Raw genomic sequence first — 13,278 nt, 5'->3', positions numbered from 1 at the left:
GTCACTGGCCACCGGTTGGGCTTGCGCGGCGTCGTCGATGGCTTGCGCCACCATGCCGTCCCACGCGGCGCGCGTATACACCCCCGGCACGGTTTGCGAGGTCGAAAACAGACCTTGCGCATCCGCGCCGTGCAGCAAGGTGGCGAGCGAGGCATCGGCATACTTGCCGCTAACGCGTGCGAGGATCGCGCGATAGACCGTATCGTCGGCATTGGCGAGGCCGATCTGGTGGATCAGCGTGCTGCGTGCGGCGGTGATCAGCGACGTGTCGGCGTCGATGCGCCACGCGGGATGCGCGGCGAGATGGCCGGCATAAAACGCCGCCAGGCGTTGCGCGGTGTCCTGCCATGCGCCCGGTGGCATCGTGGTCACCACCGGCCAGGCGCGGGCCATCTGCGGGGCGAGGAAGGCCGCATCGGTGCGGGCCGGTTCGGCCAGCATCAGATACGCCTTGAGCGTGTCGTAACCCTGGCGCTGCACGGCATGGCTTTGCAAGGCATCCGCGCGCACACGCGTGATATCGCGCAGCGACGCTTCCAGGCTCAGCCGCACCGGCTGGGTCAGCAGCGTGCGGCTGACCTGCGCATACCGCGTCCACAGCGCGGCGAGGATGGCGCGATCGTGATTGAGGCCAAAGCGCGTGCTCAGCGGGGCATGCTGCTGCACGCGGGTTTCGTACAAGGTGATTTGCTGCTGCAAGGCAAGCAAGGCGCGCAACTGCGCGGCATCGTCGCCCTGGCCCAGCGTGCGAACCACTGCTTGCGTGTGCTGCAGGTCGCGGGCGTTGGTGGTGGCGGAGATCAGCATGCCGGCGGTCCACAGGCCGAGCAGGGCGAATCCGATGACGGCACACAGGGTGATGGGATGCAGGGCGGTACGGCGCCCGCGATCGCGGCGTGCCATTGCTCCCAAATGTGACCAGATAGATGGGAGGACGACGCTTGGCGCGTCGGTGCTTTCGGTGAACGCTGCGGGTAAGGATGTGAAAAACACGCCCCGCATCGGTAGGCGTGAGGCAAAACCAGCGATCCAGGTCGCCAGTGGAGCCGCGCGTCGATCGAGCCGTTCGGAAAGTTTGGCTATGTAAGCATCGCGCGTGTCGGCACTCAGGCGTTGTATGCCGAGTTGGGTCAATCGGTCGCGCAGTGTCAGCAGATGGGTTTCAATGGATGTTGCATCATCATGCGCGGCGAGTTCGCAGCCTGTCACAGGCGTCTCGCTGTCATCCATCTCATTGCTTAACGCAGCATCGAGCACATAGACCGGTGCGGACCAGCGCAAGGTCTGGGCGATGCGGGTCAGAGAGAGCCCGGCATCCAGTCGCCCGCGCGCCGGCGCGAACGTGTTCGTGTTGCCATCCATCACCAGTACGAGGCCATCCACCGGACGGCGGCGGCGAAGCCGGTAGAGCTGGGTGAGCCAGGCGATGTCAGGGAGGCCATGCGTGTCGTTCGCACGCCACAACAGCACGGCGTCAGCCGTGATCAGATAACCGTGTTCGATGAGCTGCGGCAGCAGTTGCTCGATGGCGCTGCGGTCACCGGTAAGCAGCAGCCAGGGTTGGCGGTATCGCCAGCGCCAGCCGTGGCGTGCGCGAAGGATTTGCCGCAATGGCTCGAACCATGACGCGCCCGTGCTGGTGGACGGGGCGTTCGTGGTGGTCCCGCGGGCGGAAGCATCGCGCGTGTAGCGGTCGGTGTCGCGGCGGGATGCAAGCTGTGCCGTGCCGCGCCAAAGCCGCGTGAACAGGGCACGGCCCAGCAACAGCATGCAGCCCGCCAGCAGCACGGCCAGCACACGCGTGAGCGGCGAGGGCGAAAGGGCGGCCCCTTCAAAGCAGGCGATCACGGACGCCACCAACGTCAGCGCGATAACGACCATCCAATAGCCAGACATTTTCATCCTTGCGGTCCTGCGTGAGGGGAGGGGCACGGCAGGCTGTGCAACCGCCATGCATAAGGTAGGGCGGCGTAGCGCCACCGCTTGCGGCGCGCCGGTTTGCGCGGCGTGTTCGGCGGCCAGGGCGAGCGCGAGCCATGGGGCCGCCATCCCGGCATCGCCCAGCGCATGATCGATGTCGTGCACGCCGCTCAAGTCATCGCTGGCGCACGCCGCCATCGCGAGATCGGCGCCCGCCTGGATCACGCCGGTCTTGCCGGGGCCATCGAACGCGGCCTGCCATAACCCTGTGGCCTGTGCGGGCTGCGTACGGCCCCATCGCAGCGCCGTGGCCAGCGTCTCGGTAAGCGTTTCATTCGTCATCGCGACGGGACGGTGCAACAGGGCGTCGATAGATAAAGCGTTGCGCTGTGCAAGCGGCGCCCAGCCGAGCAGGAGTGCGACGGCGGCTTCCGCGCTGTCGGGGGGTGGAACGGCGTGCAGTTGCACGGCGACGACGAGCACGAATTTTTCCAAGGCCGGGCCGCCGTGTTCGTCCAGCCAGGTGTCCAGGGTCATCACGCTGTCGTGCGATGGAAGTACCGACAAGGAAACCTGCGGATGGCCCGCTTTTTTCCAGCACGTCTGCCAGTGCGCTTTCAGCGTGTCGATGGCCAATTCGGCAGGGCAATGCAGGTAAACCTCTAGCGGCGCGCGAGCAGGAAGGCGGCGCAACGGCGCATCGAGGGCGGCGAGCAGTTCGTGGAAGCAGGAGGCGTAGCGGTCCGCCAGCACCGGATCATCGATCAGCTGCAAAGCCGTGTGCCGAACCGTCGTGATGCCACCGGCAGGGGTGCGTGAGACGAGCTGCTTGCTGCCTTCGGCAAGTGTCTGCGCGATGCCGGCCTCACCCAGTGCCGTGAGATAGGCCGATCCCAGCACCGCCAGCGGCTCTTGCGCGAAATATACCGCTTCCTCGCAGCGTGCCTCCCACACGTCGAGCTGGCCTCGGATACGATCGGTTTCCTGCTCGACGTAATACAGCCGCAAACCGAGCAGCAGGAACCATCCCATCGCCGGAAAAAACAGCAATTGCAGCCAGAACCATGCGGTATGCGTCGACGCGCCTTGCTGCCAGGTCAGCAAGGTGTACGCGATGCCAATGGCCATGGCCACCACGAACAGCGCCATCCACACGAATGGATTGGGCTTGGCGGGGGGCGTGGTATTCGGCGGTGGTGCAGGCAGATCGACAGGCATAACCGTGCCCTGATTACAGACTGGAGAGCAATCGGCAACCGCACAACGCGCGATGGCCATGGCGTGCCACGGGAACGCCGCGGTTGGTGACCTTGGCGTCGCCTTCGCTGATCTTGTTCGATGCAACGTTCGGATGCTTGGAGCACGTCACATCGTCGCCTTTGCGCGCGACATAACGGCCCCGCACACGCATGTTGGACGACGCGGCGGTGACCTTGCCGCCGTGTTCCAGTTCGTCGCCGAAGCGGATGGCGCGATACATAGGAGTTCCTTGATCGAAAAACGTAGAGTGACGTGAGCGGTGCAATAACCGGTCCCGTGGCGCGGATGATGTGTGCCAGTCCATGGATAGCTCAGTGCGCAAGGCAATCAATCAGTGATACCCCGGCTGTCTCAACCAGTGGATGAAGTGGTACAGCAGCACGCTGTCGAGAGCGAGCACGCTCACGGTGACGACGAAGGCCAGTGTCAGTGACACGTTCACCGGCTTGAGCGGTTTGAAAGCGTAGCTATCGTTCGGCGCCACCGGACACAGGTCGAGGATGTGCTGGGGCCAGCGCGGCAGGCGGCGCGTGACGTGCATGATGAACCAGCGCAGCAGGCTGCCGGGAACATTCAGGATCGCGAAAAGGATCGCCGGCAGGAAATAAGGACCAAAGACAAACCAGCAATGCTGGGCACCGACACGGAAGGATTCGCGCTTGCCGTCGATGGGCAACAGGAGCTCCGGCGCGGGCACAGCATCGGGGCCTTCTTCCATGTAGCGGCGGTAGTACTCCCATTGCCGTATCGCCACTTCGATGGACGTACTCAGTACACCGAGACGGAAATAGTCGTAGCTGCCGTCATCACGCTGGACGTAGCCATGGATAAGGGATCGGGAAAGGCCGCGTTGCAACGCACCGCCGCCAAAACCAAACGTGATGTCGCGCCATCGATAACTGCTCACGCCACCTTCGCCATTGTGGCGGAAGACATGCACCATCTGGTTTTTGCGGTCGAGACGTACCGGATAGTGCGTGTATCCGGTATAGGTGTTGAACAGGATGCGGCTGAACCAAACCAAAAAAGGAAGGGCTAGTAAATTGAGAAAGATTACTGCGAGTAATCCTTGAATAAAGTCATCGCCAGTCCAAGGGTCTGAAATAAAACTCCAAGTGATCATCATTGCAAGTGATGGAACAAGAAGCAGACCGAGCAGCCAGAAGATTTCGTAAGGCCCTGCTATTTGATACGCCCAATCCACTACGTCCATAAAGCTTTCGTTGAACGTGATGACGCTACCCAAGTTCACCGGATCGGTATCGACCCGATGTTTCTGCGCCAACCGGTATTTCTTGAAGGTCTCGCTGGGAGTCCACGCCGGTTCGCGTAAATAGCGCCCCGACATCACCACGCCGTTGTTGCTTGCCAGCAGTCGTTGCAGCCACGGTTTCATGCGGCGCTCACTTCAGCGTTTAGCGCTTTCCGGAACTTGTCGGTTTCCATGGCGGTGCTTGTCATGCTCATCAGTGAAATCCCGGCTGTCTCAACCAATGGATGAAGTGGTACAGCAGCACGGTGTCGAGAGCGAGCACGCTCACGGTGACGACGAAGGCCAGCGTCAGTGACACGTTCACCGGCTTGAGTGGTTTGAAAGCGTAGCTATCGTTCGGCGCCACCGGACACAGGTCGAGGATGTGCTGGGGCCAGCGCGGCAGGCGGCGCGTGACGTGCATGATGAACCAGCGCAGCAGGCTGCCGGGGACATTCAGGATCGCGAAAAGGATCGCCGGCAGGAAATAAGGGCCAAAGACAAACCAGCAATGCTGCGCACCGACACGGAAGGATTCGCGCTTGCCGTCGATGGGCAGCAGGAGCTCCGGCGCGGGCACGGCATCGGGGCCTTCTTCCATGTAACGGCGGTAGTACTCCCATTGCCGTATCGCCACTTCGATGGACGTACTCAGTACGCCGAGACGGAAATAGTCGTAGCTGCCGTCATCACGCTGGACGTAGCCATGGATAACGGATTGCACAAACCAGCGTTGCAGGGCTCCGGCACCGAGACCAAAGGTGATGTCGCGCCATCGGTAGCTGCTGACGCCGCCTTCGCCGTTGTGGCGGAAGACATGCACCATCTGGTTTTTGCGGTCGAGACGTACCGGGTAGTGCGTGTATCCGGTATAGGTGTTGAACAGGATGCGGCCATACCACAGTGCAAAAGACAGGAATCCGACTGTAGCTAATGAAAGAAATCCGATGTACGCCAGAAGCTGGTCTGGTCGTGGTGGTGATGTAACCAAAACTATGTAGTAGGTGTTTGCGAGACCAGCCAACGGACCAAGCGTCATAAAGGTCCACATTACTTCCGCCGGCCCCACTTTCTGGTAGGCCCAATCCACTACATCCATGAAGCTTTCATTGAACGTGATGACGCCACCCAGGTTCACCGGATCGTTATCGATACGATGTTTCTGCGCCAGCCGGTATTTCTTGAAGGCCTCGCTCGGTGTCCATGCCGGTTCGCGTAAATAGCGCCCGGACATCACCACGCCGTTGTTGCTTGCCAGCAGTCGTTGCAGCCACGGTTTCATGCGGCGCTCACTTCGGCGTTTAGCGCTTTCCGGAACGTATCGGTTTCCATGGCGGTGCTTGTCACGGTCATCAGTGAAGCCCCGGCTGTCTCAACCAATGGATGAAGTGGTACAGCAGCACGCTGTCGAGAGCGAGCACGCTCACGGTGACGACGAAGGCCAGCGTCAGTGACACGTTCACTGGCTTGAGTGGTTTGAAAGCGTAGCTATCGTTCGGCGCCACCGGACACAGGTCGAGGATGTGCTGGGGCCAGCGCGGCAAACGGCGCGTGACATGCATGATGAACCAGCGCAGCAGGCTGCCGGGAACATTCAGGATCGCGAAAAGGATCGCCGGCAGGAAATAGGGACCAAAGACAAACCAGCAATGCTGCGCACCGACACGGAAGGATTCGCGCTTGCCGTCGATGGGCAGCAGGAGCTCCGGCGCGGGCACGGCATCGGGGCCTTCTTCCATGTAGCGGCGGTAGTACTCCCATTGCCGTATCGCCACTTCGATGGACGTACTCAGTACGCCGAGACGGAAATAGTCGTAGCTGCCGTCATCACGCTGGACGTAGCCATGGATAACGGATTGCACAAACCAGCGTTGCAGGGCTCCGGCACCGAGACCGAAGGTGATGTCACGCCATCGGTAGCTGCTGACGCCGCCTTCGCCGTTGTGGCGAAAGACATGCACCATCTGGTTTTTGCGGTCGAGGCGCACCGGATAGTGCGTGTATCCGGTATAGGTGTTGAACAGGATGCGGCCATACCACAGTGCAAAAGACAGGAGTCCGATTGTAATTACCGAAAGTACTGCCCACGTGGACAGAAACTCATCCGACGATGGTGGCGAAGTAACCAACGTGAAGTAATAGAAGGGCCAGAGACCAGCCAACGGACCAAGCGTCATAAAGGTCCACATAACTTCCGCCGGCCCCACTTTCTGGTAGGCCCAATCCACCACGTCCATAAAGCTTTCGTTGAACGCGATGACGCTACCCAAGTTCACCGGATCGTTATCGATCCGGTGTTTCTGCGCCAGTCGGTATTTCTTGAAGGCCTCGCTGGGAGTCCACGCCGGTTCGCGTAAATAGCGCCCCGACATCACCACGCCGTTGTTGCTTGCCAGCAGTCGTTGCAGCCACGGCTTCATGCGGCGCTCACTTCGGCGTTTAGCGCTTTCCGGAACGTGTCGGTTTCTTCCGCTTCGCTCTGGTAGCTGTTGTCCGCTCCCCACAAACAGTGACGCGTCCAGTCCATCGTGGGCGGGTCTTTCTCCAGCTCGATAAGGACGCCAAGGATGAGCATGGCGGTGCTTGTCATGCTCATCAGTGAAATCCCGGCTGTCTCAACCAGTGGATGAAGTGGTACAGCAGCACGCTATCGAGAGCGAGCACGCTCACGGTGACGACGAAAGCCAGCGTCAGTGACACGTTGACCGGCTTGAGTGGTTTGAAAGCGTAGCTATCGTTCGGCGCCACCGGACACAGGTCGAGGATGTGCTGGGGCCAGCGCGGCAAACGGCGCGTGACGTGCATGATGAACCAGCGCAGCAGGCTGCCGGGGACATTCAGGATCGCGAAAAGGATCGCCGGCAGGAAATAAGGACCAAAGACAAACCAGCAATGCTGCGCACCGACGCGGAAGGATTCGCGCTTGCCGTCGATGGGCAGCAGGAGCTCCGGCGCGGGCACGGCATCGGGGCCTTCTTCCATGTAACGGCGGTAGTACTCCCATTGCCGTATCGCCACTTCGATGGACGTATTCATTACGCCAAGACGGAAATAGTCGTAGCTTCCGTCCTCGCGTTGGACGTAGCCATGGATCAGGGATCGGGAAAGGCCGCGTTGCAACGCGCCACCGCCAAAACCGAAGGTGATGTCACGCCATCGATAACTGCTCACGCCGCCTTCGCCGTTGTGGCGGAAGACGTGGACCATTTGATTTTTACGGTCCAGGCGGACGGGGTAGTGGGTGCAGCCAGTGTAGGTGTTGAACAGGATGCGGCTGAACCACAGTGCAAAAGACAGGAATCCGACGGTAACTAATGAGTCTAACGCCCATTCGGCTAGAAGCTGGTCTGGCGGCGGTGGAGAGGCGAAAGCTGAGTAGTCGAAGGCGCCAACAAAAGCGAGGAGACCCAACGCTATAAAGGTCCATATCACTTCGTAGGGCCCCACTATTTGGTAGGCCCAATCCACTACATCCATAAAGCTTTCATTGAACGCGATCACGCTGCCCAGGTTCACCGGATCGGTATCGACGCGATGCTTCTGATCCAGCCGGTATTTCTTGAAGGTCTCGCTGGGTGTCCAGGCCGGTTCGCGCAAATAACGTCCCGACATCACCATGCTGTTGTTGCCTGCCCACAGCTTTTCGAGCCAGGGCTTCATGCGGCGCTCACTTCGGCGTTTAGCGCTTTCCGGAACGTGTCGGTTTCCATGGCGGTGCTTGTCATGCTTATCAGTGAAATCCCGGCTGTCTCAACCAGTGGATGAAGTGGTACAGCAGCAGGGTGTCGAGAGCGAGCACGCTCACGGTGACGATGAAGGCCAGCGTCAGTGACACGTTGACCGGCTTGAGCGGTTTGAAAGCGTAGCTATCGTTCGGTGCCACCGGACACAGGTCGAGGATGTGCTGCGGCCAGCGCGGCAAACGGCGCGTGACGTGCATGATGAACCAGCGCAGCAGGCTGCCGGGGACATTCAGGATCGCGAAAAGGATCGCCGGCAGGAAATAAGGGCCAAAGACAAACCAGCAATGCTGCGCACCGACACGGAAGGATTCGCGCTTGCCGTCGATGGGCAGCAGGAGCTCTGGCGCGGGCACGGCATCGGGGCCTTCTTCCATGTAGCGGCGGTAGTACTCCCATTGCCGTATCGCCACTTCGATGGACGTACTCAGTACGCCGAGACGGAAATAGTCGTAGCTGCCGTCATCACGCTGGACGTAGCCATGGATAACGGATTGCACAAACCAGCGTTGCAGGGCTCCGGCACCGAGACCAAAGGTGATGTCACGCCATCGGTAGCTGCTGACGCCGCCTTCGCCGTTATGGCGGAAGACATGCACCATCTGGTTTTTGCGGTCGAGACGTACGGGGTAATGGGTGCAGCCAGTGTAGGTGTTGAACAGAATGCGGCCGTACCACAGTGCAAAAGACAGGAATCCGACGGTAACTAATGAGTCTAACGCCCATTCGGCCAGAAGCTGGTCTGGCGGCGGTGGAGAGGCGAAAGCTGAGTAGTCGAAGGCGCCAACAAAAGCGAGGAGACCCAACGCTATAAAGGTCCACATAACTTCGGCTGGCCCCACTTTTTGGTAGGCCCAATCCACCACGTCCATAAAGCTTTCGTTGAACGTGATGACGCTGCCCAAGTTCACCGGATCGTTATCGATCCGGTGTTTCTGCGCCAGTCGGTATTTCTTGAAGGTCTCGCTCGGTGTCCATGCCGGTTCGCGTAAATAGCGCCCGGACATCACCACGCCGTTGTTGCTTGCCAGCAGTCGTTGCAGCCACGGTTTCATGCGGCGCTCACTTCGGCGTTTAGCGCTTTCCGGAACGTATCGGTTTCTTCCGCTTCAGTCTGGTAGCTGCTGTCCGGCCCCCATAAACAGCGACGCGTCCAGTCCATCGTGGGCGGGTCTTTTTCCAGTTCGATAAGGACGCCCACCACGAGGATGGCGGCTGTGGCAAAGAGAATCCACGGACTAAAGAGATCGATTTCCCAGCCAAAACCGAAAAGCAGATTCAAACCGTAAAAGAATGTATTGCCGCCGACATAAGTTTCAGCCGCGGCATTAAGGAAATAGAGAGCGGCCATGCCACGTTCCTGACGTTGCTTGGCTTCCCACAGATTCTCAACATCAATCACCGCACAAATTATCAGTCCAGCACCCCCGAACACGCTGCCAGTTCCCTCCAACATCCGAAACCCTTTCCGTTCCACGCGTGCGGCCAGCCACGGGCTCAGCCACGGAATGCTCTTGCCCGCTGCGGCGACCGCACCCGTGCGTACCACTTCGATCAAACTGCCGATCGTGGTGGCATACATCGCACCGATCTTGAGCAAGGCGCGCTCATGCCCTGGCTGGTTTCTCGTGGCGGAGGCGTCGGCCCGGTACGCGCTGTGCAGTCCCCACAGGCTCAGCACCAGGCCGACACTGGCCAGTGCGCCGGGCAGGCGCGCGTACTCGACCGTTTTAGCCAGTGTGCTGTCGCGAAACGCTTTCACGCCAATAAACGATTCGTTGGACACCGAGACCAGCTTCAGGCTTTTGGCCAAGGCGTCAGCGCGTTGCGCCGGCGTCATGCGCTGTTGCGCGATGGCCTTGAGCCGGGTGTCATCGAAGACGAGCATCCAGGCGCGGAGTTCTTCGTCGAGGCTGCCGACTTCGATGCTCAGCGTGCGCAGTTGTTCGTCCACGGCCTGCTGCAGGTGGCTCAGGGATACGCCGCGGTTGGGCTGTGATTCCAGGGTGACTTCCAGTACCGCGGTGTACAGGTGCCGGCGCGTGCCCATCATCCGCACCCAGCGCACGGGTTGGCCGGCATGCAGGCCGAGCACGGCTTGCAGGGCCATGGCCGGATGGCCGCCGGCCATCAACACCTTTACCGGCAGCGCGCCCAGTTCGTGCAGCATGGCGGGCAGCACATCGACGCTGGCCACGCGATCGGTCTCGACCCCGACGAATTTGAGACCGTTGATGGCCGTGACGTAGACGGCAAACAGGTTGGACCAGTCGTCGATGTTGGTGAAGGGGGCCTCCTTGCCGTCGGAGGCCTGGTTCACCGCGTGCAGCAGGGGCGTGTGGTTGAACAGCATCGCGCGCCACAACGGGCTGGTCGCCACGGGTTGCTGGAGCCAGTCTTCGTACACCGCGATGCAAGGGCTCACGCCGCCGGTGCCGGCCATGCAGGCCAGCACGGTTCCGGCAAACGCGACGCCGGTGTTGATATCGTCCGGGTCGAAGTGGTGCTCGAACACGGCTTGCAACGCCGTGCTGCGCAGCCAGGCGGCATGGGTCTTCGCCAACGGGTGGGTGAACTGGGCATCGTGCTGGGTGGCGGCCTTGGCGAAGCGCTCGTTGAAGGCTTTGCGCTGATCCGCGTCGAACCGTTTTTCGTAAGCGCCCCAGCGCTTGGCGCGGGCGGCGGCCAGATCGGTTTCGCTGACCTGTTCGTCGAGGATGGCCTGGGCGGCGTTGCGGTAACTGGGCAGCAGCAGGGCGGTGTTGGGCACGGGCATGCCGTCGCCATCGGACCATTCGACATCCTGATGCAACTGGCGGGCATCGGCGTAGGCCTTGGCTTCGGCCTGCTTCTCGACATGCTGTTGCAGGGTGGCGAGATCGGCGTTCAAGGAGAGCTTGCGGCCCCAGGGTTCCCCGGGATGCACGGGGTCGCCCTGGTCTTTCTGCCTGAGCAAGCCGCTCCAGCGCTTGTCGATCAAGGCCGGCAGTTCCTGCGCCAGTCCCACCGGATCGTCCAGCACGATGACCAGACCTTTGTTCGGGCACAAGCGCTGGCATTCGGTCTTCAGCGCCGTGACTTCGTCCTGCCTGGCCAGATACGGGAAGGGACTCCAGAAAAAGGCGAGCGCGCCGTCGGTCACCGGCATGGCGTAGTCGGCGACCATCGCATCCACGGCGGTGATCGGTGCGGACTGTGGCGGTGCTTTCGAGGGACGTTTGTGGTTGTACCAGCCTTGCACGTCAATGCAGCGCATGTGTTGCTTGCGCGCGTTCTCGCTCTCGTTGGCCTTGCGCACGGCGGCGGTCCACCATGCATCGGAAAACCCGAGCCACACCTTGCCGGCGGTTTCCGGGTCGGGCACGGTAAGCAACGCGGCGTTGGCGGCTTTGCGCGGATCGCCCTGACATGAGGCATGAAACGTCCGCGCCGGTGGCGGAGTGTCGCTGAGCATCACCTGGGAAAGGCGTGCATCGCTGTCGACGGTGTAGGCCTCCCAGTGCTTGTTCACCTCGTAATAGACGTAGACGTAACCGCCGCGCAGGCTGCGCACGGTGTAATGGGTTTGACAACTGGCATCCAGTGGCACCGCCGGTTGCGGATCGCCGATGAAGGTGGCCGCCTGGGGTGCTGCGGCCTGGCTGACGTTGGCGGCGGGATCGACGGCAAAGGGCTGGCTGGGTGCGATGCCGTAGCGCGTCAACAGGATCGGCAGGCCGGTTTTCTCGCAGTAGGGACAGGGCGGAATGGTCATTGAGCGTGTTCCAGTGCGTGGGTCAATCCGCACGAGCGGATAAGCCGGTGGCGATGCGCTGCCATGCCGCCTCGCTGATGCTTGCCGTCACACGGCTATAGCGTTGCGGGTGTTCGGCGCACTCGGCGAGGATGGGCGCAAAGGAGGGATGGCGATAAAACTGCGGGTGGCGTGTGAGGCCATGCAGCGTGAAGGCGATAGCGTCGTCTTCGTGCGTCAGGCCCTGCGTAGCGGCGAGGCTCAGCCATGCATCCAGCTTGTGTCCTTCTACGGCATGCTGGGCGACAGGCGTTTGCTGTTGCGCCAGAAGGCGATGGATCGTGCCCACGCGACGCAACGACGGCCACTGGCCGGGATGCAGGCGAAGCGTGGGCGCGGCTACGGCGTTGCTGTCCGGCGTCAGTCGCTGCCAACCCTGCAGCGGAATGAGCCAGGCAGTGGCAGGGCCTAGCAGTGTCCGCCACTGATCGGCATCGAACAGCCAGGCCAATTGCGTAAGCGTGTGGGGATCGTGATAGCGCAGTTGATAGGCTTTTCCGTCGTCCGGCGCGTTGACGATCAGCATGCGGCTGCCATGGCGCACGATGTGACCAAGGGTCTGCTCGCTTTCGATCAACAGGCAAAGCAGTGGCGAGTGACTGGCCCTGTCGCGTTCGATCATTTGTGCGTGCAACGCGTTGCGCTGCTCGACGCTTAGTGTGCGCAACGGCAGCACATAAGGGAGTTGTGCCGCGCGATCGGCATACTGCGAAGGCGCCAGTGAATGCACCGGCAAGTGTTTCCACCATTCGGCTTCCACCGTAGTGGGGTCGATCAGGGCATAGTTGCACTGGTCCAGCAGGCGTGGCAGTGCGTCGAGGGGCTCCGGATGCAGGTCCATCTCTCAGGACTCCATCGGCACGACGGCATCATGGCGAGACGTGGCGCCCTCATGACGGATGGTGCAATCCTGCACTGCCGGCAGGGATGCCGTAAGCGAGGAGGATGCTCCGTCATCCACATCCCACGAAGCGCATTTTTCAATGATGTCGCCGGGCGTAATATTCTGGATGCCGTTGCCGTTGATGACGACGGTCGAGCCGCCGGCGCTGAGGCGTATTTCCTGCTTGGCGCTGAGGTTGAGCGAGCCGTCGGCACTGAGGATGTTCAAATCCTTGAGCGCTTCCAGCACCATCATGGCGTTCTGCGCTTTCATCGTGACCGGTCCCTGGTTGGCGGTGTGCTGGATGCCGCCCTCTGCAAACAGGCTGATCTGCTGGGCCGCGGCGACATGCACGTTGCCCATGGCGTTGACATCGGCATCCTTGCCCGCGGCGCAGATGATGTTTTCGCCCGCGCTGTGCAAGATGGTA

Annotated in this window: 11 protein-coding genes; all 11 read right to left on the bottom strand. The window is 61.3% G+C overall.

All coding sequences use genetic code 11. From position 1 onward, the window contains the following. The coding region (locus tag AC4HNJ_RS21245) for an ImcF-related family protein (RefSeq protein ID WP_490481618.1) at positions 1 to 3,138 on the bottom strand (3,138 nt) is incomplete at its 3' end. Positions 3,139 to 3,151: 13 nt separating this feature from the next. After that, positions 3,152 to 3,400: a PAAR domain-containing protein gene (locus AC4HNJ_RS21240; RefSeq protein WP_490481617.1), complete on the bottom strand. Its 249-nt coding sequence runs from the start codon at positions 3,398 to 3,400 to the stop codon at positions 3,152 to 3,154. A 111-nt stretch (positions 3,401 to 3,511) separates the two neighbouring features. Further along, complete coding sequence (locus tag AC4HNJ_RS21235; protein WP_490481616.1) at positions 3,512 to 4,576, bottom strand: DUF6708 domain-containing protein; 1,065 nt, start codon at positions 4,574 to 4,576, stop codon at positions 3,512 to 3,514. 70 nt (positions 4,577 to 4,646) lie between these two features. Beyond that, positions 4,647 to 5,714 carry a DUF6708 domain-containing protein gene (locus AC4HNJ_RS21230; protein WP_490481615.1) on the bottom strand — a complete coding sequence of 356 codons (1,068 nt, stop codon included), beginning with the start codon at positions 5,712 to 5,714 and terminating at the stop codon, positions 4,647 to 4,649. Positions 5,715 to 5,784: 70 nt separating this feature from the next. Continuing rightward, the gene (locus AC4HNJ_RS21225) at positions 5,785 to 6,852 is read right to left on the bottom strand and encodes a DUF6708 domain-containing protein (RefSeq protein WP_490481614.1); all 1,068 of its coding nucleotides are present in this window, start codon (positions 6,850 to 6,852) and stop codon (positions 5,785 to 5,787) included. Next, positions 6,849 to 7,028 carry a hypothetical protein gene (locus AC4HNJ_RS21220; protein ID WP_490481613.1) on the bottom strand — a complete coding sequence of 60 codons (180 nt, stop codon included), beginning with the start codon at positions 7,026 to 7,028 and terminating at the stop codon, positions 6,849 to 6,851. The genes AC4HNJ_RS21225 and AC4HNJ_RS21220 overlap by 4 nt, the downstream gene beginning before the upstream one ends. Beyond that, a complete protein-coding gene (locus AC4HNJ_RS21215; RefSeq protein ID WP_490481612.1) occupies positions 7,028 to 8,092 on the bottom strand; it encodes a DUF6708 domain-containing protein in 1,065 nt (354 codons plus the stop codon). The genes AC4HNJ_RS21220 and AC4HNJ_RS21215 overlap by 1 nt, the downstream gene beginning before the upstream one ends. 70 nt (positions 8,093 to 8,162) lie before the next feature. Then, entirely contained in the window at positions 8,163 to 9,227 is a 1,065-nt protein-coding gene (locus tag AC4HNJ_RS21210) for a DUF6708 domain-containing protein (protein ID WP_490481611.1), read from the bottom strand. Beyond that, entirely contained in the window at positions 9,224 to 11,926 is a 2,703-nt protein-coding gene (locus AC4HNJ_RS21205) for a T6SS effector BTH_I2691 family protein (protein ID WP_490481610.1), read from the bottom strand. The genes AC4HNJ_RS21210 and AC4HNJ_RS21205 overlap by 4 nt, the downstream gene beginning before the upstream one ends. 22 nt (positions 11,927 to 11,948) lie before the next feature. Next, positions 11,949 to 12,806 (bottom strand): DUF4123 domain-containing protein, encoded by an 858-nt coding sequence (locus AC4HNJ_RS21200; RefSeq protein ID WP_490481609.1) that lies wholly within the window; start codon positions 12,804 to 12,806, stop codon positions 11,949 to 11,951. A 3-nt stretch (positions 12,807 to 12,809) separates the two neighbouring features. Continuing rightward, positions 12,810 to 13,278, bottom strand: a 469-nt coding sequence (locus AC4HNJ_RS21195) for a DUF2345 domain-containing protein (protein WP_490481608.1), incomplete at its 5' end; no start/stop codon positions are given.

Source organism: Dyella sp. SYSU CM1112 (genome assembly GCF_058216415.1).
Note: the sequence above shows the minus strand (reverse complement) of the source record. Positions and strands in the feature narration are given on the sequence as shown.